We start from the raw sequence: 25,865 nt of genomic DNA on the forward strand, positions 1-25,865 counted from the left end.
ACATTAATAAGGAGATGAATAGGCTTGATCCAAACGTAATGCTGGTGGATCATATAGCCCTTCGTCCGTTAAAAGCTTGAGATCGCGTTTTCTTCAATGTCTCTCCCTATTATCGATCCAAAACATCCTTTCCAACCTGAATTCGAACCTCTGCTCAGAGAAGTTCTCGCATGCCTAAAAGGTGGGCTTGGCGCAAACTTGCACAGTGTTTACGTCTACGGTAGCGTGGCCCGTAAGTCTGCGGTCGCAGGTAGATCGAATCTTGATATGGTGGTTGTGACAAAGGCGGACTTTGAAAACAACCGCGCCACGTTACTAAACACCATCAAATGGCGAGCACAGCAAGGGTATCCTCACGTGAAAGGGGTGTCGATTCGCACGGCGTTGGTCAATGAAGTAGCCAATCTCGATAGCATTTTTACTTGGGGTTTTATGCTCAAGCATTGCTGTGTGTGTGTTTATGGTGATGATCTGGCAGATTGCTTTGGTGATTATGTACCAAGTTGGGAGATTGCCAAGCACTGGAACATGGATGTGGAAGATTGGCTATCGGTGTATCGTACCAAGATTGTACAAGCACAAAGTGTTGAAGAGCTGGTCAGTGCTCAAGTTGTTATCGCCAAGAAACTGCTTCGCGCTTCGTATTCTTTAATCATGTATCGTGATAAACGTTGGTTTGACGACCCGCTTAAATGTGGCGAAGTGTTTTTGCAGTATCACCCAGAAAAGCAACTTGAGATAGAACGCCTTGGTATTCTGCTCTCTGGACGTCCTATCCCTAAACGCTCTGTGGTTGGGTTATTGGACGGTTTTGGCGATTGGTTAGTAAAGCAATATCAGAAAACCGAATTCCGCATTGGTTAACGCCAACAGCGTTAGCGCCTTTCCAATTTCGAATCTGATTTAGAACAGCCCCATCTGTGGTGCAGATAACTGCTCGAAGTCTGTGCCAATGAACGGCAAAATAGCGTCCGCGATCGGTTTTAGCTGTTTATCAATATAATGCTGATAGTCGATAGGGCTATTACGGTACTCATGCGGTTCTGGTCCGTTAACAGTGATCACATATTCAATTCGACCACGGTTTTGATACTGCAGTGGTCTGCCTAATTTAGCATTGATGTCATCGGCTAAGCGCGCAGCGCGTACTTGTGGCGGAATGTTCTTTTGGTATTCGTGCAGCTTGCGACGTAAGCGCTTTTGATAAACCAATTGATCATCAAACTCGCCACTATTGGTTTTTTCAACCATCTCTCGTACGTAATCACTCGGATCTTCACCATGGAAAATCATTTGGTACAAGGTGTTTTGGAAACGCTGCGCCAGCGGTGTCCAGTCGGTGCGTGCGCTCTCTAACCCTTTAAAGATGATACGTTCTTTTTCACCTTCACCAATTAGACCAGCGTAGCGTTTCTTTGAGCCAGTTTCTGCGCCTCGAATGGTCGGCATCAAGAACTTGCGATAATGGGTTTCGTATTCTAGCTCAAGAATCGAATTGAGATTGTATTCATCGCAAAGGTGATCACCCCACCATTGATTAATGTATTCGACCAGTTCAATACCAATCTTATCGGCATCTGCTTGGCTATACGGGCCATTTAACGACACAAAAGTTGAATCGGTATCGCCATAAATCACTTGATAGCCTTTGGCTTCGATCAGCACCTTGGTTTGCTTCATAATTTCGTGCCCACGCATGGTGATGCTTGAAGCAAGGCGGGTATCAAAGAAACGACAACCGGAAGAACCAAGCACGCCATAGAAAGAGTTCATGATGATTTTGATAGCTTGCGAGAAGGCTTTCTCATTGTTCTTCTTTGCGACGTCGCGGGCTGCCCAGAGCTCTTCGATCATCTCGGGTAGAAAGTGTTTCGAGCGATGGAACTGACCACCACGAAATCCCGGTACCGCTTCATCTTCTGCTTTGCCGATTTCAAGCTGTAAGCCCTCGACCAAACCCATAGGGTCAATCAAGAATGAGCGAATAATAGAGGGGTAAAGACTCTTAAAATCGAGCACCAATACGGAATCGTAAAGGTTCGGGATAGAGTCCATCACATAGCCCCCTGGGCTGGCGATCCAGTTTTCTGGATGCAGATTTGGGGCAACATAGCCTGCTCGGTGGATTTGAGGCAGATACAAATTGGTAAATGCGGCCACTGACCCCCCAACGCGGTCTAATTCCACACCTGTTAGGCGGGAGCGTTCTATCGCGAAGTCGAGTAGGTGAGTGTGGTCAAAAATCTTGTTAACCAACACACAATCTTGCAAGTTGTATTTGGCGAGAGACGGCTTGTCTGAACGGTACATGCGATTGATTTCATCCATTCTGTCATGCACGTTATGAATTTCTTTACCTTCGCCAAGGAGTTCTTGTGAAACAGACTCAAGTGACCAAGAACGGAAATGGTAGGTCGCGGTTTTGAGCGTATCGATACCATCCAGCACAACACGACCAGGAATAGAGATAAAGCCCTGTTGGCTTTGTGCTGAGCTGCGGAAGAAACTTGGCTGGTCTGCACGACCTAATATCAGCTTCATGTTATGCCACTCTGCGCGCTTATGCAGCAGACGGAAATCGAAGTCGATAACGTTCCAACCAACAATCACATCTGGGTCAAATTTCTTAAACCACGCAATTAAAGCATCGAGCAAAGCCTTCTCATCTTTTACCCATTGAATTGGCGTCTCTGCTTGTTCCGGTTCGCCAATCATAATCACACGTGAATCAACAGGGCTATCTAAACCAATCGAGTAGAGAATGCCTTTCTCTGAGCATTCCAAATCTAGAGAGACCACATGCAACTTAGGTTGGTATTCACCTGTGCGACACTTTGCATTTTGAATGCGTTGGAAGCCGTTTAGTGATTGTTGGTTACCGGTAAACTCCATACTGCCTTTGATAAAGCGTTCCATCAGATAACGATCGGCAAGTCGTACATCGCCCTCGAAATGGACGATGTCGTTTTGCTTCAGTTCATCTTGTAGAGCGAATGCGTCTTTCGTGGTCTGGGTATAACACGCGGCTAAAGGAGTTAGTTGGAAGTTCTTTAACTCAAGCGAGCGTATGTCGACAGCAATTTGCTTAGAAGTGGCAAATCGCTTGGTTTGCTCGATTTGTGCTTGCTCGATAAAGAAGACCGGTCTTTCTCCTTGAATCAACAATTGGGTCGGACCATTCTCGGTCGAAAGCCAAAGCTCAATTTGAGTTTGACCTTTGATGTCTCGGGCTTGTCGAGTGAGAAGGAAGCCTTGTTGGATATTCAATAGAGAAACCTTGTAAATCAATGAAGCACGTATTCTATCATTAAGAACTGTAAAAATAACCAGTGAAATAGAGTGGTTGTATTTCGCAGGTTAAAAGGACGTGTTGCGGGAGTACAAAAGCAGAGATAACCCGCTTATGGAATAACCATTTATAGGTGATATTGCGTTTCGCTGAGCAAAGTGAAATCTAGTTGCTTGATTTATTGGAGTTTATGTTGTTAATTAGCTTGTCTTAAAATTCGGCTTTGCACAGAGCACACTCAAATAATAGAGTGGTTTATGAATAAGTTCTTGCCAAACTTTGCGTTTAAGCACATATTCATAGAAAGCAATTTTTTGTCTTATGCGTTAGTATATAGGCACTCATACTGATATCCACATTGACCAAAGTTATGTGGGTGCAGAGCCAATAAAAGTGTGGAGATACAAGTTTGATAAATGTTTTCCTTGTAGATGATCACGAGCTGGTTCGCACAGGGATACGACGTATTATTGAAGACGTCCGTGGAATGAACGTAGCAGGAGAAGCTGACAGCGGTGAAGAAGCAGTAAAATGGTGTCGCAGTAATCATGCAGACGTCGTTTTAATGGATATGAACATGCCAGGAATTGGCGGCTTGGAAGCCACTAAAAAGATTCTTCGCGTGAATCCTGATGTAAAAATCATCGTATTAACCGTTCATACGGAAAATCCGTTCCCAACTAAAGTGATGCAGGCGGGTGCTTCTGGTTACCTAACCAAAGGTGCAGGTCCTGATGAAATGGTTAATGCAATTCGTGTGGTTAACAGTGGGCAGCGTTACATCTCGCCTGAGATCGCGCAACAGATGGCATTGAGTCAATTCTCACCAGCCTCAGAAAACCCATTCAAAGACCTATCTGAACGCGAACTGCAGATCATGATGATGATCACCAAAGGGCAGAAAGTTACGGATATTTCTGAACAACTGAATTTAAGTCCAAAAACAGTCAACAGCTACCGCTACCGTCTGTTTAGCAAATTGGACATCAATGGTGACGTTGAGTTAACACACTTAGCGATCCGCCACGGAATGCTGGACACCGAGACCCTTTAGTGTGAATCAACCCTTCGATTCGGCTTCCTTTCTCAAGACAGTAACTCATCAGCCCGGCGTTTACAGAATGTACAACGCCGAGGCTGTTGTTATTTATGTCGGCAAAGCCAAAGACCTCAAAAAGCGTCTCTCCAGTTATTTTCGCAAGAAAGTCGACAGTGAGAAGACACGTGCACTCGTCAGTAATATTGCCAAGATTGACGTCACGGTGACCCATACCGAGACGGAAGCGCTCATCCTTGAGCACAACTATATCAAGCAATATCTACCGAAATACAACGTACTTCTGCGTGACGATAAATCGTACCCGTACATTTTTATCAGCGGTCACAAACATCCGCGACTGTCTATGCATCGTGGTGCGAAAAAACGCAAAGGTGAATACTTTGGACCGTATCCGGATTCGGGCGCAGTACGAGAAACCTTGCACTTATTGCAGAAAACGCTTCCTGTTCGACAGTGTGAAGACACCGTGTATTCCAACCGAACGCGTCCATGTTTGATGTATCAAATTGGTCGCTGTGCAGGTCCGTGCGTGAGCACGATTATTTCTGATGAAGAATACGACGAGCTGGTGGGGTTTGTTCGTTTGTTTTTGCAGGGTAAAGATAAACAGGTACTTGAGCAGCTTATTGAAAAGATGGAAGTGGCAAGCCAACAGCTTCGTTTTGAAGACGCGGCCAAATTCCGTGACCAGATCCAAGCGATTAGACGTGTACAAGAACAACAGTACGTTTCAGAAGACAGCATGGATGATATGGATGTACTTGGCTTTGCCCAAGAAAACGGTATTGCTTGTATCCATATCTTGATGATTCGTCAGGGTAAGGTGCTAGGCAGTCGCAGCCATTTCCCAAAGATTCCACAAAATACAAGTCAACAAGAAGTGTTTGATAGCTTCCTTACTCAGTATTATCTGAGCCATAACGAGGCACGTACCATTCCTTCTCGTATTATTTTGAATCAAGAATTGGGTGGCGATATAGAGCCTATCCAACAAGCTCTAAGTGAAGTGGCAGGTCGTAAGGTTCAGTTCCATACCTCTCCAACGGGTTCACGGGGTCGTTATCTAAAACTTTCCAATACCAATGCGCTTACTGCCATTACGACCAAAATTAATCACAAGATGACCATTAACCAACGCTTCAAAGCGCTGCGGGAAGTTTTGGGGATGGAAACTATTGCTCGAATGGAGTGTTTCGATATTTCGCATACTATGGGTGAAAGCACCATTGCCTCTTGTGTGGTTTTCAACAGTGAAGGTCCAGTTAAGCAAGAGTATCGTCGTTACAACATCACCGGAATTACTGGTGGCGATGACTACGCAGCGATGGGACAAGCATTGGAGCGTCGTTATTCGAAGCAACTCGATGTAGAGAAGATTCCTGACATTATCTTTATCGATGGTGGTAAAGGGCAGTTGAATCGAGCGCACGAAATCATTGCTCAATATTGGGGTGATTGGCCTAAGCGTCCGACCATGATCGGTATTGCGAAAGGGGTAACCCGTAAGCCAGGTCTTGAAACCTTAATTACCGTAGATGGTGATGAATTTAACTTGCCAAGCGATGCACCAGCATTGCACCTCATTCAACACATCCGAGATGAGAGCCATAACCATGCCATTGCAGGGCACAGAGCGAAACGTGGAAAAACGCGTCGTACCAGTGCTTTAGAGGGAATTGAAGGGGTTGGACCAAAACGCCGTCAAGCTTTGCTCAAATACATGGGCGGTTTACAAGAATTAAAGCGTGCAAGTGTCGAAGAAATCGCCAAAGTACCGGGAATTAGTCACTCTTTGGCAGAAATTATTTTCCAAGCATTGAAACAATAAGGAAAATCCCGCAACATTAAGCCGCAATGTGTAAGAGAATAATAAAATGCGTTTGAATATCCCGAACATTCTATCTCTACTAAGACTGTTCCTAATCCCAGTTTTCGTGGTTGTTTTCTATCTACCTTACTCTTGGGCACCGTTTGCAGCAGCAATGGTTTTCTGGGTCGCAGGTTTTACTGATTGGCTCGACGGCATGTTGGCTCGTAAGCTAGGTCAAACATCGCGTTTTGGCGCTTTCATTGACCCAGTAGCAGATAAGGTTCTGGTAGCAACAGCGTTGATTTTGATCACGGAGCATTACCACACCATTTGGGTGACTATCCCAGCTGTAACAATGATAGCGCGTGAAATCATTATCTCCGCATTGCGTGAATGGATGGCAGAAATCGGGAAACGAGCCAGCGTCGCAGTTTCTTGGGTTGGTAAAGTAAAAACGGTATCGCAAATGTTCGCTTTATGGGTACTGATTTGGCGTTACGATGATTGGATGGTGTGGCTTGGCTTTGGTGCTTTATATGTAGCAACCTTCCTGACGTACTGGTCAATGGTTCAGTACTTAGCTGCGGCGAAAGATGATCTCCTTAATGAAGAACATCATTAAAACAATCCATCACAAATAGCATTTTAAAAAGCAGGCTCTATCGCCTGCTTTTTTTCTATCTCGATTTTATGAGTGAATTTTATGTGATCTAAGTCTTGTTTTTGTTCTGTCAGCACTTGGCGATAGTTTATGGCTTTGATTATCAACACTTGAAATAGAAAATCCCCCAAAGAGATAGGGCGGTGGAGAAGCCCAATATTCATGATAAACAAGTGTATTTGGTGTGGTTTCAGTATCAAAACTAATCAATTTACCGTCTTTCGCACAAATTCTGGTCAAACGATTTAAAAAAATAAAAATAGTGTTGACTCGATCGCTCGAATCCGTAGAATGCATCCCGTACCCAAGAGAGCAAAGCTTGAAAGGGTGGTGAGAAAAGTTAAGCTTTCTTCACAAATGAGGCGCCTTGGCAGAGTGGCTATGCAGCGGATTGCAAATCCGTGGACCTCGGTTCGACTCCGGGAGGCGCCTCCATTATTCTTTTGAGAGTGAATGACTTTCGAGAATAAATGCGACACTAGCTCAGTTGGTAGAGCGCAACCTTGCCAAGGTTGAGGTCACGAGTTCGAACCTCGTGTGTCGCTCCAGATTAAAATGATATGGCAATTAGCGGTATCAGATGGTGTTTTACTTTTCTGTAAAGGCATCACAAAGAATATTTGTGTGCCCTGGTGGTGGAATTGGTAGACACAAGGGATTTAAAATCCCTCGATCAAATCTGCGACACTAGCTCAGTTGGTAGAGCGCAACCTTGCCAAGGTTGAGGTCACGAGTTCGAACCTCGTGTGTCGCTCCAGATTTTAAAGCCCAGCATCTATGCTGGGCTTTTTCATTTCTGTTGTTTTCTTTTCTCTGAGCTTCTTCTTTCCTTCCATGCTGGCATAGATACCTCTGCCACGTACTTTATTTATCCTGAATTTCCTTGCTCTTTCTACGCACGACATACAGCCTCAACTAATCACCTTCACGCGTTTACTTTTCTGTCGAGGTTAAGAAGACCTTCTGCGATGCACATCAATGTTGAGGTAAATTAGTCCAGTAAACGTTTGCTGTGATTGTGATCTCAGTCAATATGCAACCTGTGAAAAGATATTGCCAGAAGATTTTATTTTGTGATAAATTCGCGCGCAATCTCGGAGCGTATTATTACGACTTTGATTCTCTGGGGGATACGCGTAGTGACCATTCAAGCTGATTGTGACACTACGTAGGGTAGGTATCGGCAAAGCCATTTGTCGATAGACGGGATACTAGTGCTGTAAGAAACAGCATGTTAATGGGAAACCCAACATTGAAACCTTTAAACAAACACACACTAATCAGCTTCATACTGCCGAAATGTCCTGTTTTACAAAACGGGTGCATTACGGAACCTTGATTACTCTCCAATCAAAATAAAAAGTCGCGCTTGTCGTGACGGGTTATCTGTATTTGTCGTTTAGAAAATGACGAATGCGGAGGTGTATCTGTATATCCTGTTATTTAATACTAACGAGAATAAATACAGGAAAGAGAATCATTATAATTCAAGGGATTATGTAGTATGAGCACTGCCTTTGAAGTCGATAACACTATCGCAAATTACTTTTCGTCTCAGGTTCCAGTTGTTGAAGGAACGTATGATTTAACGCCTGATCAAGTTCTTATCGAACAAGCAGAGCATGAATCGGAAGTACGTTCTTACCCACGTCGCTTGCCAATCGCAATTAAACAAGCTTACGGCTGTTTGGTTGAAGATACGCGTGGTCAAATCTTTCTAGACTGTCTTGCTGGGGCGGGTACGTTGGCTCTGGGTTACAATCACCCGGAAATCAACCAAGCGTTAAAAGAGCAGTTAGATTCTGGTTTGCCGTACCAGACTCTGGATATCGCAACGTCTGCGAAAACACATTTCATTAAGTCTGTTAAAGGCTTCCTTCCTCAAGAGCTAAGCGACAACTGCGTGATTCAGTTCTGTGGTCCTTCGGGTGCGGATGCCGTTGAAGCGGCTATTAAATTAGCGAAGCAAAACACGGGTCGTAACACCATGTTTGCTTTCCGTGGAGCCTACCACGGTATGACAAATGGCACCATGGGTATGATGGGGAACTTGGGTACCAAAGCTCGCCGTACTGGATTGATGTCAGATGTGCACTTTATGCCATTCCCATACAGCCTACGCTGCCCATTTGGGCTTGGCGGTGATGAGGGTGCGAAAGCGAGCATCCGCTATATCGAGCGTCTCTTGAACGACGATGAAGCGGGTATCATGAAGCCGGCAGCGATCATTGTGGAGCCAGTCCAAGGTGAGGGTGGTGTTATTCCTGCGCCTGCATTCTGGCTACGTGAACTACGCCGTATTTGTGATGATCACGGTATCTTGTTGATCTTCGATGAAATTCAATGTGGTGTTGGTAAGTCAGGTTACAACTTCGCATTCGAAGAAGCGGGCATTGTTCCTGATATTTTATGTTTGTCTAAAGCAATCGGTGGTGGCTTACCTATGTCACTACTGGTGATCAACAAACAACACGATACATGGAAGCCAGGTGAGCACACCGGTACTTTCCGTGGTAACCAATTGGCAATGGTCTCAGGTGCAAAAGCACTAGAAATCATCCAGCGCGACAACCTTGTTGAACATGCGAACGTCGCTGGTCAGTATTTACGCTTTGGTCTTGAGAGCATTCAAAAACGCGTTAACTGTATCGCGGATGTTCGTGGCAAAGGTTTGATGCTTGGTGTTGAGATTAAGCATCCAAATGGCGAGCTGAACAAATTTGGTGAGCCTCTAGCTGATGGTCAATTGACACTTGCTATTCAACGTGCGGCGCTTGAGCGCGGCTTGATGGTTGAAAAGGGCGGTCGTGAAGGCTCTGTAATTCGCTTCCTTCCACCTCTTATTATCTCTTTTGAGCAAATCGACTTTGCGCTTCGCGTACTCGAAGAAGCGATTATCGCAGCGGGTGGCAGTCATATTGAAACTGCACCACAAGAAGAATGGAAAAAGCACTTTATTCAAACTGGTGAACTTGGTGGTGCCGAATTCGCGTCGGTTATGAATCACACTACCGCTGTAATGAAATCGGTGTTCGAAGAAGTGAACGCACCATACTCTGGTATGAACCCTAAGTTGCTGGAAGCAGCGATTAATGCAGTCGATCTAGACAACAAAAATGCGTCGTTAAAGTCTGTCATCGATGAAGCTGCTGAGCTTGTTGCAAAGAATGCGATTTTCACCCAGCACCCAGATTGTATTGCGCATCTACATACCCCTCCTCTCATGCCAGCGGTTGCGGCAGAAGCCATGATTGCGGCGCTAAACCAATCTATGGATTCATGGGATCAAGCTTCCTCTGCGACTTACGTAGAGCAAAAAGTGATTAATTGGTTGTGTGACAAGTATGAGTTGGGCGAGAAGGGCGACGGCATCTTCACCAGTGGTGGTACGCAAAGCAACCAAATGGGGCTAATGTTGGCGCGAGACTGGATTGCACACAAGCTAAGCGGTCACTCAATTCAAAAGCTGGGTCTTCCTGATTACGCAGACAAACTGCGCATTGTGTGTTCTAAGAAATCACACTTCACGGTTCAAAAGTCAGCATCTTGGATGGGACTGGGTGAGAAAGCAGTGATGACCGTCGATGCGAACGCTGACGGTACAATGGACGTTACTCAGTTAGATCTGGTTCTAACACGGGCGAAGTCAGAAGGTCTGATCCCATTCGCCATTGTTGGCACGGCGGGTACGACTGACCACGGCGCAATTGATGACCTTGATTTCATTGCTGATATGGCAGCGAAGCACGAGATGTGGATGCACGTTGATGGCGCTTACGGTGGCGCACTGATTCTAAGCAGTCACAAATCTCGCCTGAAAGGTGTAGAGCGTGCGCACTCTATTAGTGTCGATTTCCACAAATTGTTCTACCAAACAATCAGTTGTGGTGCGTTGCTGGTGAACGACAAGTCGAACTTTAAGTTCCTACTTCATCATGCTGACTATCTGAACCGAGAACACGATGAGCTACCAAACTTGGTGGACAAATCTATTGCAACCACGAAGCGCTTTGATGCATTGAAAGTGTTCATGACGATGCAAAACGTGGGTCCTAAAGCGCTGGGCGATATGTACGATCACCTGTTGGTACAAACTCAAGATGTTGCCGAGATGATTCGTGCACACGATCAGTTCGAGCTTTTGGCTGAGCCGGCACTTTCTACGGTTCTATTCCGCGCAACCAATGTACGCACAAACAACGCATCTGCAGATTTAGATGAACTAAACAAAGCGTTGCGTCTTGAAGCGTTGACTCGCGGTATCGCAGTTCTCGGTGAAACCATCGTTGATGGTAAGACCGCTCTTAAATTTACGATTTTGAATCCTTGTCTGACGACAGCGGACTTTGAATCTTTGCTCTTGAAAATCAACACGCTAGCATTTGAGCTAGTTTAATAAAGGTAACGGAAAACTATGGCAGTTCTACAGATTGGTGCAGGCGGCGTTGGCTGGGTTGTTGCACATAAAGCAGCACAAAATAACGACGTTCTGGGTGATATCACAATCGCATCACGTACTATTGGTAAGTGTGAGAAGATCATCGAATCGATTCAGAAGAAAAACAACCTGAAAGATTCAGCTAAGAAACTAGAAGCGCGTGCAGTGAACGCTGACGACGTAGATTCTCTGGTTGCTCTTATTGAAGAAGTAAAACCGGATCTTGTCATCAACGCGGGTCCTCCGTGGGTTAACATGCCAATCATGGAAGCGTGTTACCGAGCAAAAGTTTCATACCTAGACACATCAGTAGCGGTTGACCTATGTTCTGAAGGTCAGCAAGTACCACAAGCTTACGATTGGCAATGGGGCTACCGTGAGAAGTTCGAGGAAGCGGGCATCACAGGTATCCTGGGCGCTGGTTTCGATCCAGGTGTAGTCTCGGTATTTGCAGCGTACGCTGTAAAGCATCTGTTTGACGAAATCGATACGATTGATGTAATGGATGTTAACGCGGGTGACCACGGTAAGAAGTTCGCGACCAACTTTGACCCAGAAACGAACATGCTAGAGATCCAAGGTGATTCATTCTACTGGGAAAACGAAGAGTGGAAACAAGTACCTTGTCACTCTCGTATGCTAGAGTTCGATTTCCCGAACTGTGGTTCTCACAAAGTGTACTCAATGGCGCACGATGAAGTTCGTTCGATGAAAGAATTCATCCCAGCAAAACGCATTGAATTCTGGATGGGTTTCGGTGATCGTTACCTAAACTACTTCAATGTAATGCGAGATATTGGTCTACTAAGCCCAGATCCACTAACGCTGCACGATGGTACAGTCGTTCAACCTCTGCATGTACTGAAAGCGCTATTGCCAGACCCAACATCTCTAGCACCGGGCTACACAGGTCTAACGTGTATCGGTACTTGGGTTCAAGGTAAGAAAGATGGCAAAGAGCGTAGCGTGTTTATCTACAACAACGCAGATCATGAAGTCGCGTACGAAGACGTTGAACATCAAGCGATCTCTTACACGACAGGTGTTCCTGCGATCACAGCAGCGCTGCAATTCTTCCGTGGTAAATGGGCTGACAAAGGCGTGTTCAACATGGAACAGCTAGACCCAGATCCGTTCCTAGAAACAATGCCAACAATTGGTCTAGATTGGCATGTTCAGGAATTAGAAGCAGGTCAGGGGCTTCCAGTTATCCACGAACTGAACAAGTAAGGCACTTACACTAACGATTTCTTTTTATCGTGTTTTGAGGTGTGCGCGTTAATTGTTACAAACAACGCGTGCATCCTAAACTCGATTAGAAGTTTCAGTGCAAGCTGCGCTTATTTGAATCATCAATCTAAGCCGGTGCGATCGCATCGGCTTTGTTCGGTTTTATAGTTCCTTCATTTTTATGAGGGGATCTAAGGTATTAACATGCAACAAAACGAACTTAAAACCCCATACTTCATGATCAATGAAGACAAATTGATTGAGAATCTAGAGAAGGCAAAACAGCTAAAAGATATCTCTGGTGTGAAGTTAGTGTTGGCACTGAAGTGTTTCTCGACATGGGGCGTATTCGACATTATCAAGCCTTACTTAGACGGTACAACCAGCTCTGGTCCTTTTGAAGTGAAGCTTGGTTATGAAACCTTTGGTGGAGAGACTCATGCTTACAGTGTTGGCTACAGCGAGGATGACGTACGTGAAGTAGCAGATATCTGCGACAAGATGATTTTTAACTCTCAGTCGCAGTTAGCAGCTTACCGCCATATTGTTGAAGGTAAAGCGTCGATTGGTTTGCGTCTAAACCCGGGTGTAAGCTATGCAGGTCAAGACTTGGCGAACCCTGCACGTCAGTTTTCTCGTCTAGGCGTACAAGCTGACCACATCAAGCCGGAAATTTTCGATGGCATTGATGGTGTGATGTTCCACATGAACTGTGAGAACAAAGATGTGGACGCATTCATCAGTCTGTTGGATTCGATCTCTGAGCAGTTTGGCGAGTATCTCGATAAGCTGGATTGGGTTAGCATGGGCGGCGGCGTGTTCTTTACGTGGCCGGGCTACGATATCGAAAAGCTGGGGCTTGCACTGAAAGCTTTCTCTGAAAAGCACGGCGTACAAATGTACCTAGAGCCGGGTGAGGCAATCATCACTAAAACGACGGATCTTGTCGTGACTGTGGTAGACATTGTTGAGAACGTGAAGAAGACTGCGATTGTGGATTCAGCAACTGAAGCACACCGCTTAGATACTTTGATTTATAACGAGCCAGCATCGATTCTTGAAGCAGCAGAAAATGGTGCACATGAATACGTCATTGGCTCGTGCTCTTGTTTAGCTGGTGATCAGTTCTGTGTGGCGAACTTTGAGCAACCACTGGAGATCGGACAGCGTCTGCACATTCTAGATAGTGCGGGTTACACCATGGTGAAACTGAACTGGTTTAACGGTCTACGTATGCCGTCGGTATACTGCGAACGTTCAAATGGTGAAATTCAAAAGCTGAACGAATTTGATTATTCAGACTTCAAACGTTCTCTGTCTCAATGGACAGTGAAGTAATCACCTTTTCATTTGATTGAACGTAAAAAGAGCAGCGATGAGCTGCTCTTTTTTATTATGCATTGCTTCGGTTTACCGAGTGCTTTGGGCTTAAGATCAGCTTTCGACAATCACACGAGTATCTTCGCTGAGCGATTCTAACTCATTCGCTACATCATCAATTTCCAGTTCACTCGGCAACTTGATTGCCATCTTAGCGCTAAACAAGCTTGAACTTACACCTCCGCCACCGGCGATAAACACTCGTTGACAGTCCATGTCTAAAATCGAAATGCCTTGTCCATCGAGCACGTGGGTGATTTCGTTGACGATGCCTGCACGATCATTGGCGTCCAGACGAAGCTGAAAGACCGTATCTTCGCGGTGAGAGTGAGGCTCGGAATCAACGAATTTAACGATGAGGGTTTGGCAAGCAGAGAACGCCTCTTTCACTGTGTTGGCATTTTCCTCTGGTAGCTCGATTTTGATCACGCCGGCAACCTGATCCTCAATAAAGTTCACTTTACTGATCAGCCATTTGCCTTCGTTTTCATGGGTAACCGCTGCAAGCTGTTTGATGGTCGCTGGTGATGCCTGACCGACGAAATTAACGATAAACACAGTGTTCATAATGGTCCCCTCCCGGAATAAGGTTTGGACGCGGCACGGTTAGACGTATCGCTATAGTTATTTGAGCTTAAGGTTTAAAACTTAAGTTATTGGAATTAGTCCTTAAATTCAGTGTAGGTGCTGGAGGAGGGTTAGGTTTGATAAAGGTCAATTTTTGACGCTAATTCGTGATGCAAATAATAAAAACTATGCTTGGGGCACAAAAAAAGCAGCCCTCAGGCTGCTATTTAACAGTTTGGTTTTAGAAGGTGACCTTCATTTCAAAACCGTAGAAGACGTTATCGTAGCTTGCGCCGGAATCCATCGCAAACTTCGCTGCGTCTTGGTTGCCAAACCAAGGTGATGAACTGAATTGGAATTCTGCGCTACCGCCCCATGCATCTGATACCCAGTAGTGAATGTGTCCGACTGGATTGAGGAAGAATAGAGAAACGTCCCCAACGGTTTCTGAGCCCATTACTTCACCACCATTGGCAACGATGTCTTGTTCCGCTGTTAGCATCATTTCACCCACTACAGCACCAAAGAATGGAGTAATAAACAAGTCCTGCCATGATGGGATTTCAGCAAAAGCTTCTACACCGTACTCCCAGAAGAACGTCGACATGGTCGCAGAATACAAGAAGGATTCAAATTCGTTATAGCCAGCGTGGCGCGCAGCCGTATAGTAAACACCACCGAAGTAAGGGTGCATTACGTAGTTTAGAAAGTGCTCATCTCGGTCCCATACTGGACCGCTTGAAACGTTGTCTTTCCACTTGCTGCCTAGCTTACTCATGTCACGATCTTCTTCGTCCCATTTTGTAATGCTCTCAGGCAATAAAGTCATCAAACCTACCGTAGCCACACTCAAACCAAGAATGGTGTAAGTTTGACCCATGAGATAGTCCCAATCTTTGTCTTTTGGCACGATCATATGCTTCGGTTGAAGGCCTGCGTCGAGATTTAAAGAATCATCGTTATCAAGTCCCATCGCAAAGCGACGATTTTGTGGCTCGAAGCTATACAGAGTGGTCGTTTCGCAGTAACCTGACAGGCAATCAGGCGTGTAAGAGAACTCAATATGGTTACTCATATCGTACTGGCTTGCATTTGCGGTAGCAGATGCCGTCAGAACAAGACCACTTAGAGTTTTCTTGAACATGGATGATTTTGACACGAAGGTCTCCGAGTTGTTGGTTTGATGATCGGGCTCACAATTATCCCTTAAAAGAACAGCCATTTAAATACTTGACCTACATTTAATCTCAACAAATTAACTATGAGATTAGTCCAATAAAATGAAAACGATATAGGCACAATGTCGAAAAAATGTGGATTTTGCCTATTTTCAGGAGTCAGTTGTGAAAATTGCTATGCTAAGTACCGGTGAAGAGGTCCTTCACGGTGATATTGTTGATACAAATGCAGCTTGGCTGTCGAGCTTATTTTATCAACATGGATTTGGCTTAACGAAGCGCTCGACCGTTGGTGATAAACAATCGAGTTTGATTGAAGAGTTTTTGATGCTCAGCTTCAATAATGACGTGGTGATCGTGAATGGTGGTTTAGGACCAACCACAGATGACATGAGCGCAGTGGCAGCAGCGAAAGCAGCAGATTGCAAATTAGTGTTATTTAAAGACTGGTTAGCACACCTAGAGGCGATGTATGCCCGTCGTGGTATCCCAATGCCGGATAGCAATCTCAAGCAAGCTATGCTACCGGAAACGGCACAAATTGTTGATAATCCGATTGGCACGGCTTGTGGCTTTAAAATGCTGATCAATGATGCGGTGTTCTATTTCACCCCAGGTGTACCAAGTGAATTTAAGTTAATGGCAGAGACGCAAATTCTGCCAGATTTGAAAAAACTCTTCCCTGAAGTAGAAAGTGCATCTTGTAGCCGAATTTATACGTTTGGTCTGTCTGAATCTGGTATATCGGACAAGCTGGACCAAATGAAGCTTCCGCCTGGTTATGAGCTGGGTTATCGCTCTTACTTACCCTTTATCGAAGTGAAACTGTTTGGTCCATCTCAGCATATTGAGCAACGCATGAAGTTGATGCAGATGATCCATAAGCACCTTGAAACCAATTCTGTAAGTGTCGATGTACCTATGGTTGAACATGTCGGTCAGCTACTAATAGATAAAGCGCTGACACTATCGGTGTCGGAGAAAAGCAGTGCAGGGTATTTAACGTATTGGCTAAATAGTGATGAAAAAGTCGCTGAGCAATTCGGTCACGGTTGGGTTCTATCAGGAAACAATCAAACCATTGCAGATGAAGGGGACCCACTAGCAGCGGCGTTTGCTCTAGCTGGTGCGACACGTGAAAAGTGCGCCACCGACTTGGCTTTAGTTACGGGAAAAATCGAAGAAGGCATTTTCTCTGTTGCTCTTTCCACGTCAACAGGAGAGTGGGGCGCCCTATACAAACTTTCAAGAAAATATCAGCAAGATGATCAGGTTAAAGTCATCAGTGCTGCGGCACTGGATATGCTACGCCGTTATCTAGAACGCAAGCCGATGTCGGCTCAATACGCATTCTTGGAAAAGATTAAAGAAATGCACATTCCGAGCAGTGCTCTTTAAAAGGATGTCGAGCTGTTTAGATAGTAAAAGTAGACAGTAAAAATAAATAGTAAAAAGCCAAGGCGATTGCCTTGGCTTTTTTGTACTGGCTGGTGGCGTTTATGCGCGTTTTTCTTTCATCGCGTAATTCACACCACTGAGCGAAATTTCGGATTTCGCTTTGCAAATACAAGGCAGAATTTCGTCTGGCTGAGTATACGCCATTGCAAAACCAACATACTCCACGTCACCTGATTCCAATTTACAGCGACATGCACCACAGTGTCCGTCACGGCAATTGTATTCAGGCAGTAAGCCCGCTTGCTCCATCGTCTCCAAAATTGTGTTAGATGGATTAGACTCAATGCTAACGAGTTCGTTGATTTTGATGCTTGGCATTACAGCTCAAATCCTTCGAAGTCGTCTGCACTTACTTCATTGTCAATCTGACCAACAAGGTAAGAAGAGATTTCTGCTTCCTGCGGTGCAACTTGAACGTTATCCGATGACAACCAAGCGTTAATCCATGGGATAGGGTTTGAAGTTGCTTCAGGGTATGCTGCTGGTAGGCCTACCGCTTGCATACGAATGTTCGTAATGTATTCAACGTATTGGCTAAGGATATCTTTATTTAGACCAATCATTGAACCATCTTTAAATAAGTATTCAGCCCATTCTTTCTCTTGCTCTGCCGCTTCTTTGAATAGGTCAAAACAGTCTTGTTTTGCTTCTTCAGCGATTTGCATGAAAGAGAAGTCATCTTGACCGTTACGTAGCAGGTTGATCATATGCTGCGTACCGTTCAAGTGAAGCGCTTCATCACGAGCGATAAGCTTGATGATTTTCGCGTTACCTTCCATAAGCTCACGTTCAGCGAAAGCAAATGAACATGCGAAACTTACGTAGAAGCGGATTGCTTCAAGTGCGTTCACTGACATCAAACAGACGTACAATTTCTTCTTCAGATCGTACAGGCTAACTTTAACCGTTTCACCGTTAAGAACGTGTTCGCCTTCACCGTAGCGGTGATAGTCGTTTGTCGCTTGGATCAGGTCATCGTAGTAATGCGCGATGTCTTTCGCACGCTTAAGAATGTGCTCGTTTTCTACGATGTCATCGAATACCACACTTGGATCATTCACGATATTACGGATGATGTGTGTGTAAGAACGAGAGTGGATCGTCTCAGAGAACGACCAAGTCTCGATCCAAGTTTCTAGCTCAGGTAGAGAAACCAGAGGAAGTAGCGCAACGTTCGGGCTACGACCTTGAATTGAGTCAAGCAGCGTTTGGTACTTCAGGTTTGAGATGAAGATGTGCTTCTCATGGTCAGGTAGCTTGTTGTAATCAATACGGTCGCTAGATACGTCAACTTCTTCTGGGCGCCAGAAGAAAGACAATTGCTTTTCGATAAGCTTTTCGAAGATCTCGAATTTTTGCTGGTCGTAACGAGCTACGTTCACTGATTGACCAAGGAACATTGGTTCCTTCAGTTGGTCATTTTTGTTCTGGTTAAAAGTACTGTAAGCCATAATGCCTCAATTCCTTTTAGACCTCCCCAAGCGGGGAGGCGTTCGATTGTTTGTTACTACGAATTGTTTAAGTGGGGGAGATTAAATCTTACAACCGCCGCCTGCACAATCGTCATCTTGTGGTTGAACTGCGTCTTTCTGGTCGTCTTTCGCACCGTCACGAGTGTTATGGTAGTAAAGCGTCTTCACACCAAACTTGTACGCAGTCAGAAGGTCTTGAAGAAGTTTCTTCATTGGCACCTTACCGCTCTCATAACCAGAAGGATCGTAGTTTGTGTTTGCAGAGATCGCTTGGTCAACGAACTTCTGCATAATGCCCACAAGGTGTAGATAACCGTCGTTAGAACCGATGTTCCAAAGCAGTTCATAGTTGTCTTTAAGCTCAGCGAAATCTGGCACAACTTGTTTCAGGATACCGTCTTTCGACGCTTTAACAGACACGAAACCACGTGGTGGCTCAATACCGTTTGTTGCGTTAGAGATCTGAGAAGATGTCTCAGAAGGCATTAGCGCAGTCAGTGTTGAGTTACGCAGACCGTGTTCCATGATTTCTTGACGTAGGCTGTCCCAATCGTAGTGCAGCTCTTCGTCACAAATTAGGTCAACGTCTTTCTTGTAAGTGTCGATAGGCAGTAGACCTTTCGCGTAGTTCGTTTCGTTAAACGAAGGACACTTACCTTGCTCTTTCGCAAGCGCAACAGAGGCTTTCAATAGGTAGTATTGAATCGCTTCAAATGTACGGTGAGTTAGACCGTTTGCGCTGCCGTCAGAGTACTTAACGCCATTCTTCGCTAGGTAGTATGCGAAGTTGATAACACCAACACCCAGCGTACGACGGTTCATTGTCGATTTGTATGCAGCTGGTAGTGGGTAATCTTGGTAATCAAGCAGTGCATCTAGCGCACGAACAACAAGCTCAGACAGTTCTTCGAAGTCATCCAGAGACTTGATTGCACCAAGGTTAAACGCAGACAGTGTACATAGCGCGATTTCACCCGAGTCATCTTCAACGTTAGTTAATGGCTTGGTTGGCAGCGCGATTTCCAAACATAGGTTTGATTGACGAACTGGTGCTACTTCTGAATCGAACGGGCTGTGCGTATTACAGTGGTCTACGTTCTGAATGTAAATACGACCAGTTGATGCGCGCTCTTGCATTAGAAGAGTGAACATTTCAATCGCTTTAACGGTCTCTTTCTTGATTGAAGGATCGTTTTCGTATTTCACGTATAGACGCTCGAATTCTTCTTGATTTTCAAAGAATGCGTCGTACAGACCTGGTACGTCAGATGGCGAGAATAGCGTGATGTTGCCACCTTCCACTAGGCGTTGATACATCAGTTTGTTCAACTGAACACCGTAGTCCATGTGACGAACACGGTTCTCTTCAACACCACGGTTGTTCTTAAGAACCATTAGCGAGCGCGCTTCACCGTGCCATAGTGGGTAGAACACAGTTGCTGCACCACCACGAACACCACCTTGAGAACAGCACTTAACTGCTGTTTGGAAGTATTTGTAGAACGGGATACAACCTGTATGGAATGCTTCACCACCACGGATCTCAGAACCTAGTGCACGGATACGACCAGCGTTGATACCGATACCAGCACGTTGAGAAACGTAACGTACGATTGAACTTGCTGTTGCGTTGATAGAATCTAGGCTATCACCACACTCGATCAGCACACATGAGCTGAACTGACGAGTAGGGGTACGTACACCAGACATGATTGGTGTAGGTAGAGAAATCTTAAATGTCGATGTCGCATCGTAGAAACGTTTGATGTAGTCAAGACGCGTTTCTTTCGGGTAGTTAGCGAACAAGCAAGCAGACACTAGAATGTAAAGGAACTGAGCACTTTCGTAGATTTCACCCGATACACGGTTTTGAACGAAGTACTTACCTTCTAGTTGTTTTACAGCAGCGTAAGAGAAATCAAGGTCGCGCTTGTGATCGATGTACGCATCAAGCTCGTCCAATTCAGCTTTTGTGTAGTCTTCTAGGATGTGTTGGTCGTACTTACCCATATCAACAAGACGAGCTACGTGGTTGTAAAGCGTTGGCGGCTCATATTGACCGTATGCTTTCTTACGTAGGTGGAATACCGCTAGGCGAGCAGCTAGGTATTGGTAATCCGGTGTTTCTTCTGAAATCAAATCTGCAGCAGACTTGATGATAGTCTCGTGGATATCTGTCGTCGTAATGCCGTCGTAAAACTGGATGTGAGCACGTAGTTCTACTTGTGATACCGATACGTTGTTCAGGCCTTCTGCAGCCCAAGTAATAACGCGATGGATTTTCTCCAGATCGATAGTTTCTTTGCGGCCATCACGTTTAGTGACGGTAAGTTGTTGGTTCATTCTGCTTTATTTCCCTAAGAAAACTGATAAAAGCCGTATTTTTGTTTGTTTATGTGCAAAACTTGTAAAATTTGCGGCGGCTTTGTGATCAAAGTCTATCTATATATTGTAGTCGAAACACAAGATATAGGGGTTCATTTGTTTGCGAGTTACAAGATAGTGCTGTTACCCCAATTTTTCAAGGCACAGGTTTGGGATGACTTGTGGATAACTAACAAAATAAAAAAAAACAGTAAGTGAACACTAACCGATGAGAAAAGGGCTGACTTGAATGGGGAAAAATACGTTTTTTAAATCGGTTCATAAATAACCGCATGTAAAAATATTTTCCTTGATCTTTGACAGTTTTTGTTTGTTAAAAATAGTTTGGTCAAAATGGAATCTAGAGCACTTTTTTTCGACAGAAATTGACAAAAAAAGCGGCGCATCTATGCTACCGCTTTTTCTCAATCTTGATGCTCGTTTTTTGCTTAAGCGTCAATCGAACCATCAATATTTTGTAGTATGAACGATGTAGTTTACATCCACATTACGACCAAGTTTGTAGCTATCGTTGAGTGGGTTGTAATGTAAGCCTGTGATACCCATCTCGGTAAGGTCTGTCTGGTCAATCATCTTCATCATTTCACCAGGTTTGATGAACTTCTCATGATCGTGTGTACCTTCTGGCACAATCTTAAGCAACTTCTCTGCACCCACAATGGCAAATAGGTAAGATTTGATATTACGGTTCAAGGTAGAGAAGAAAACGTGACCGCCAGGTTTGACCAATGCAGCACAAGAACGAATCACTGAAAGTGGATCTGGAACGTGTTCAAGCATTTCCATGCAAGTGACAACGTCATAGATTCCTGCATTTTCTGCTGCGTGGTCTTCAATCGTGCTTTGGATGTAAGTCAACTTAGTGCCAGTCTCAAGTGCATGCAGGCGAGCGACCTCAAGAGGCTCTTTACCCATATCCAAACCAGTAACTACTGCACCTTCTTTAGCCATGCTCTCAGCTAGGATGCCACCACCACAGCCAACATCGAGCACTTTTTTACCAAATAAGCCGTCTGCTTTCTCTAGGACATAGTTCAAGCGAAGCGGGTTAATTTGATGAAGTGGCTTGAACTCGCCTTCTAAATCCCACCAACGAGAAGCCATCTCTTCGAATTTCTTAATTTCACTTGGGTCGACGTTTTGTGCTTTAGTCATGATTGTTATATCGCTTCGCTAATAGTCCTTTGGAAGGCGAGATTATACTCCAATGGTACGATACGTTAAAACTGGTTCTTTTCTCACAATCGCTACAGGAGAGATTTTTGACTGATGTTGGTGGAAATATAGTCAGTTTTCATAAAGATATGGGATGAATGTGCAAATTCTCTTCATTTAACCCATAACCAAGCTCACAACCTGATAAAACGAGTGGGAAAGTGATGCCCCGTTGATGAATTGTGTGTTATATTTTTGCACCTTACACGTATCGTAATTACGATCAGATAATAGAGGGATAATGGCTCTATGAGCGATTTAGCTAAAGAGATCACGCCCGTAAACATTGAAGATGAGCTTAGAGGTTCATATCTAGACTACGCGATGTCTGTCATCGTGGGTCGTGCTCTTCCAGATGTGCGTGATGGCCTAAAACCAGTACACCGCCGCGTTTTATTCGCGATGAACGTACTAGGCAACGATTGGAACAAACCATATAAAAAATCAGCCCGTGTTGTCGGCGACGTAATCGGTAAATATCACCCACACGGTGATAGTGCTGTGTACGACACAATCGTACGTATGGCTCAGCCGTTCTCACTTCGTTACATGCTGGTCGATGGTCAAGGTAACTTTGGCTCGATCGATGGCGACTCTGCTGCGGCAATGCGTTATACCGAAGTACGTATGGCGAAAATGGCCCACGAACTTCTGGCTGACCTAGACAAAGAAACTGTGGACTACGTACCTAACTACGATGGTACGGAGCAAATTCCTGCAGTTCTTCCTACTAAAATTCCTAACCTACTGGTAAACGGTTCTTCGGGTATCGCGGTAGGTATGGCAACCAACATCCCGCCACATAACCTTGGCGAAGTGATCGATGGCTGTCTTGCATACATCAATAATGAAGAAATCACTATTGATGAGCTAATGGATTACATTCCTGGTCCTGATTTCCCAACTGCGGCGCTTATCAGCGGTCGTAAAGGTATTGTAGACGCGTACAAAACAGGTCGCGGCAAAATCTACATGCGTTCAAAAGCGGAAATCGAAGTGGAGAAGAATGGTAAAGAAACCATCATCGTCACTGAAATCCCTTACCAGGTGAACAAAGCTCGTTTGATCGAGAAGATCGCTGAGCTAGTAAAAGATAAGAAAGTAGAAGGCATTAGTGCGCTACGTGACGAGTCTGATAAAGATGGTATGCGTATCGTAATTGAATGTAAGCGCGATGCAGTGGGTGAAGTTGTTCTAAACAACCTTTACGCACAAACTCAGCTTCAAACCACTTTCGGTATCAACATGGTTGCGCTAAACAACGGCCAACCTCAGCTATTCAACCTAAAAGACATGTTGAAGTGCTTCGTTGATCACCGTCGTGAAGTTGTGACTCGTCGTACTATTTTCGAATTGCGTAAAGCGCGTGAACGTGCGCATATCCTTGAAGCACTTTCTCTTGCTCTTGCGAACATTGACGAAGTTATCGAACTCATCAAAAACGCACCAACTCCAGCTGAAGCAAAAGTTGGCTTGGTATCGCGTGGTTGGGATCTTGGTAACGTAGCATCAATGCTAGAGCGTGCTGGTACTGACGCTGCACGTCCTGAATGGCTAGAAGATCAATACGGTATCCGTGATGGTCTGTACTACCTAACAGAAACTCAAGCTCAAGCGATTCTAGAACTTCGCCTACACCGTCTAACTGGTCTAGAGCATGAGAAGATTCTTGATGAATACAAAGCGCTATTGGACGAAATTGCAGAGCTAATGCACATCCTTGCAAGCACTGAGCGTTTGATGGAAGTGATCCGTGAAGAACTTGAAGCGGTTCGCGATGGTTACGGCGATGAGCGTCGTACAGAAATTACAGCAGCTAGCCATGACATTGACATGGAAGAGCTGATCGCTCGTGAAGACGTAGTAGTAACTCTGTCTCACGAAGGTTATGTTAAGTACCAAATCCTAAGCGACTACGAAGCTCAGCGTCGTGGTGGTAAAGGTAAGAGTGCAACGAAGATGAAAGATGAAGACTTCATCGAGCGTCTACTTGTTGCAAATACTCACGATAACATTCTGTGTTTCTCAACTCGTGGTAAGACTTACCGTCTGAAAGTTTACCAATTACCTCATGCAACTCGTACTGCACGTGGTAAGCCAATCGTAAACATCCTTCCACTTGAGGAAGGTGAACGTATCACGGCAATCCTTCCGGTAGATGAGTTCTCTCCAGAGAAGTTTATCTTCATGGCTACGGGTGACGGTACGGTTAAGAAGACACCTCTGAACCAGTTTGCTAACGTACGTTCAAACGGTCTGATCGCAGTTAACCTACGTGATGATGACTCTTTGATCGGCGTTGATATCACTACAGGTTCAAGCGATATCATGCTGTTCTCTAAAGCAGGTAAAGTGGTTCGCTTTAGCGAAGACAAAGTACGTGCAATGGGTCGTACAGCGGCAGGTGTTCGCGGTATGAAGCTAGCAGATGATGATCAAGTGGTTTCTTTGATCGTTCCATCAAACGAAGGCGATATCCTAACGGTTACTCAAAACGGTTACGGTAAACGTACTGAACTAGCGGAATACCCAACGAAAGGTCGTGCAACTCAGGGCGTTGTGTCTATCAAGGTTTCTGAGCGTAACGGTCCAGTAGTTGGCGCGGTACAAGTAGAAGAAGGCGACGAGATGATGATGATCACCGACGCTGGTACTCTAGTTCGTACACGTGTTGCGGAAGTTAGCCAAGTTGGTCGTAATACTCAAGGTGTAACACTTATCCGTACAGCTGAAGATGAGTCAGTGGTTGGTTTGCAGCGTATTGATGAAGTTGAAGAAGTAGAACTGCCAGAAGGCGAAGAAGCGGAAGCAACAGAAGCAAATGCAGAAGGTCAAACGCCTGAAGCACCAGCAGCGGATGATGCAGCAGAAGGTTCTGAAGAAGAGTAATCTTTTCCTTTACATCTAAGTTTGAAAGCCGAGCATTACGCTCGGCTTTTTTGTATCTGTATCAACGCAATATTGAGAGGAAGTCAGTAAACTAAACCAATATTTGCTTGTGGGGTACATTATGTCTGCTTGGTTCTTCGTTGCCATCACTCTGATGGGATTATTCGTCGTGGTGTTATCGCTCAGCGCTTCAAAGGTCAAACCGGCTCAATGGTTTGGGCTTTGTACTTTAGTTTTGGTTGTTACTAGTGCAAGCTTTTTACTCTTGCGACAAACGCCACCGCCAACAATGCAAGCCGAGATGTCACGTATGACCAATGCACGGGATATCATGCAAGAGATCCAAGACCAGTTGCGCGAAGACCCAAATAATGCAGCATTGTGGTTTCAATTAGGGCAGGGCTATCTTGTTGAAGGGGAGCTTGATGGAGCATTGATTTGTTTTGATTATGCTATTCAGCTTAGTGACGTTGTTAGTGCTACCCAACTTGCCGCGAAAGCCACCACACTATATTACCTCCACCAACAATCCATGACGGAAGAAGTCACTCTGCTACTTGAGCAAGCCTTACAGCTCGAGCCGCACAATGAAGCCGCTTTGTCTTTGATTGCAAATGACCACTTTTTGTCATTTCGTTTTCAAGAAGCCATTGATACCTGGGTACTATTATTAGATTCCAATGATCCTAATTTGGATCGTGTACAAATCATAAACTCAATCAACAAAGCGAAAGAGTTGTTGTAAGCATATAATTAGGGGGCTGTTGACCCTTCGTGCTGATTTCTGCAGCGAATTGTTGGGCCTTTACACAAAGCAGAGGTTTTGATGTGCA

Annotated in this window: 17 protein-coding genes and 3 tRNA genes; 13 read left to right on the forward strand and 7 right to left on the reverse strand. The window is 44.9% G+C overall.

Annotated features, from left to right (window positions below; translation table 11 throughout):
• The first annotated feature begins 96 nt into the window (after window positions 1-96).
• Window positions 97-864 (forward strand): nucleotidyltransferase, encoded by a 768-nt coding sequence (locus tag AACR11_RS23995; protein WP_029790949.1) that lies wholly within the window; start codon window positions 97-99, stop codon window positions 862-864.
• 39 nt (window positions 865-903) lie between these two features.
• Here AACR11_RS23995 and AACR11_RS24000 read toward each other — a convergent pair whose 3' ends face one another.
• Window positions 904-3,267: a DNA polymerase II gene (locus AACR11_RS24000; RefSeq protein ID WP_029790950.1), complete on the reverse strand. Its 2,364-nt coding sequence runs from the start codon at window positions 3,265-3,267 to the stop codon at window positions 904-906.
• 431 nt (window positions 3,268-3,698) lie between these two features.
• Between AACR11_RS24000 and uvrY the strand changes: the two genes are divergently transcribed.
• The 9 genes from uvrY to nspC all read left to right on the forward strand — a co-directional run bounded on the left by uvrY (window position 3,699) and on the right by nspC (window position 13,826).
• The gene (uvrY, locus tag AACR11_RS24005; protein ID WP_005434947.1) at window positions 3,699-4,343 is read left to right on the forward strand and encodes a UvrY/SirA/GacA family response regulator transcription factor; all 645 of its coding nucleotides are present in this window, start codon (window positions 3,699-3,701) and stop codon (window positions 4,341-4,343) included.
• 1 nt (window position 4,344) lies between these two features.
• The gene (uvrC, locus tag AACR11_RS24010) at window positions 4,345-6,177 is read left to right on the forward strand and encodes an excinuclease ABC subunit UvrC (protein ID WP_026138235.1); all 1,833 of its coding nucleotides are present in this window, start codon (window positions 4,345-4,347) and stop codon (window positions 6,175-6,177) included.
• A gap of 46 nt (window positions 6,178-6,223) precedes the next feature.
• Window positions 6,224-6,781 carry a CDP-diacylglycerol--glycerol-3-phosphate 3-phosphatidyltransferase gene (gene pgsA, locus AACR11_RS24015; RefSeq protein ID WP_005445072.1) on the forward strand — a complete coding sequence of 186 codons (558 nt, stop codon included), beginning with the start codon at window positions 6,224-6,226 and terminating at the stop codon, window positions 6,779-6,781.
• A gap of 400 nt (window positions 6,782-7,181) precedes the next feature.
• Window positions 7,182-7,255 (forward strand) — tRNA-Cys (locus tag AACR11_RS24020).
• Between the two features lie 37 nt (window positions 7,256-7,292).
• Window positions 7,293-7,368, forward strand: a tRNA-Gly gene (locus tag AACR11_RS24025).
• A gap of 133 nt (window positions 7,369-7,501) precedes the next feature.
• Window positions 7,502-7,577: transfer RNA gene (locus AACR11_RS24030), tRNA-Gly, on the forward strand.
• 747 nt (window positions 7,578-8,324) lie between these two features.
• Window positions 8,325-11,216 carry a pyridoxal phosphate-dependent class III aminotransferase gene (locus tag AACR11_RS24035; protein ID WP_029790954.1) on the forward strand — a complete coding sequence of 964 codons (2,892 nt, stop codon included), beginning with the start codon at window positions 8,325-8,327 and terminating at the stop codon, window positions 11,214-11,216.
• Window positions 11,217-11,234: 18 nt separating this feature from the next.
• Window positions 11,235-12,488, forward strand: a complete 1,254-nt coding sequence (locus AACR11_RS24040; RefSeq protein WP_005445078.1) for a carboxynorspermidine synthase — start codon at window positions 11,235-11,237, stop codon at window positions 12,486-12,488.
• 204 nt (window positions 12,489-12,692) lie between these two features.
• A complete protein-coding gene (gene nspC / locus AACR11_RS24045; RefSeq protein WP_005445080.1) occupies window positions 12,693-13,826 on the forward strand; it encodes a carboxynorspermidine decarboxylase in 1,134 nt (377 codons plus the stop codon).
• 96 nt (window positions 13,827-13,922) lie between these two features.
• Here the strand turns inward: nspC and AACR11_RS24050 are convergent, their stop codons facing one another.
• Window positions 13,923-14,435: a glycine cleavage system protein R gene (locus AACR11_RS24050; RefSeq protein WP_005445081.1), complete on the reverse strand. Its 513-nt coding sequence runs from the start codon at window positions 14,433-14,435 to the stop codon at window positions 13,923-13,925.
• A gap of 241 nt (window positions 14,436-14,676) precedes the next feature.
• Window positions 14,677-15,579, reverse strand: coding sequence for a DUF3943 domain-containing protein (locus tag AACR11_RS24055; protein WP_005445090.1), 903 nt, complete (start codon window positions 15,577-15,579; stop codon window positions 14,677-14,679).
• A gap of 199 nt (window positions 15,580-15,778) precedes the next feature.
• Here AACR11_RS24055 and AACR11_RS24060 point away from each other — a divergent pair, with 199 nt between their 5' ends.
• Window positions 15,779-17,011 (forward strand): CinA family nicotinamide mononucleotide deamidase-related protein, encoded by a 1,233-nt coding sequence (locus AACR11_RS24060; protein ID WP_029790957.1) that lies wholly within the window; start codon window positions 15,779-15,781, stop codon window positions 17,009-17,011.
• A 99-nt stretch (window positions 17,012-17,110) separates the two neighbouring features.
• Here the strand turns inward: AACR11_RS24060 and yfaE are convergent, their stop codons facing one another.
• The 4 genes from yfaE to ubiG all read right to left on the reverse strand — a co-directional run bounded on the left by yfaE (window position 17,111) and on the right by ubiG (window position 22,083).
• Window positions 17,111-17,389 (reverse strand): class I ribonucleotide reductase maintenance protein YfaE, encoded by a 279-nt coding sequence (gene yfaE / locus AACR11_RS24065; RefSeq protein WP_029790959.1) that lies wholly within the window; start codon window positions 17,387-17,389, stop codon window positions 17,111-17,113.
• Window positions 17,389-18,522, reverse strand: a complete 1,134-nt coding sequence (gene nrdB / locus AACR11_RS24070; protein ID WP_005445097.1) for a class Ia ribonucleoside-diphosphate reductase subunit beta — start codon at window positions 18,520-18,522, stop codon at window positions 17,389-17,391. The genes yfaE and nrdB overlap by 1 nt, the downstream gene beginning before the upstream one ends.
• An 81-nt stretch (window positions 18,523-18,603) precedes the next feature.
• Window positions 18,604-20,886, reverse strand: coding sequence for a class 1a ribonucleoside-diphosphate reductase subunit alpha (nrdA, locus tag AACR11_RS24075; RefSeq protein ID WP_005445098.1), 2,283 nt, complete (start codon window positions 20,884-20,886; stop codon window positions 18,604-18,606).
• A 489-nt stretch (window positions 20,887-21,375) separates the two neighbouring features.
• The gene (gene ubiG, locus AACR11_RS24080) at window positions 21,376-22,083 is read right to left on the reverse strand and encodes a bifunctional 2-polyprenyl-6-hydroxyphenol methylase/3-demethylubiquinol 3-O-methyltransferase UbiG (protein ID WP_005445102.1); all 708 of its coding nucleotides are present in this window, start codon (window positions 22,081-22,083) and stop codon (window positions 21,376-21,378) included.
• A gap of 309 nt (window positions 22,084-22,392) precedes the next feature.
• Between ubiG and gyrA the strand changes: the two genes are divergently transcribed.
• Together gyrA and AACR11_RS24090 are read left to right on the forward strand one after the other, a co-directional pair.
• On the forward strand, window positions 22,393-25,032 hold the full coding sequence (gene gyrA, locus AACR11_RS24085; RefSeq protein WP_005445103.1) for a DNA gyrase subunit A: 2,640 nt from the start codon (window positions 22,393-22,395) through the stop codon (window positions 25,030-25,032).
• Between the two features lie 121 nt (window positions 25,033-25,153).
• On the forward strand, window positions 25,154-25,777 hold the full coding sequence (locus tag AACR11_RS24090; RefSeq protein WP_005445105.1) for a TPR domain-containing protein: 624 nt from the start codon (window positions 25,154-25,156) through the stop codon (window positions 25,775-25,777).
• Window positions 25,778-25,865: the final 88 nt, after the last annotated feature.

It is taken from the genome of Vibrio sp. L85 (assembly GCF_963871815.1).
Classification (GTDB): Bacteria; Pseudomonadota; Gammaproteobacteria; order Enterobacterales; family Vibrionaceae; genus Vibrio; species Vibrio harveyi.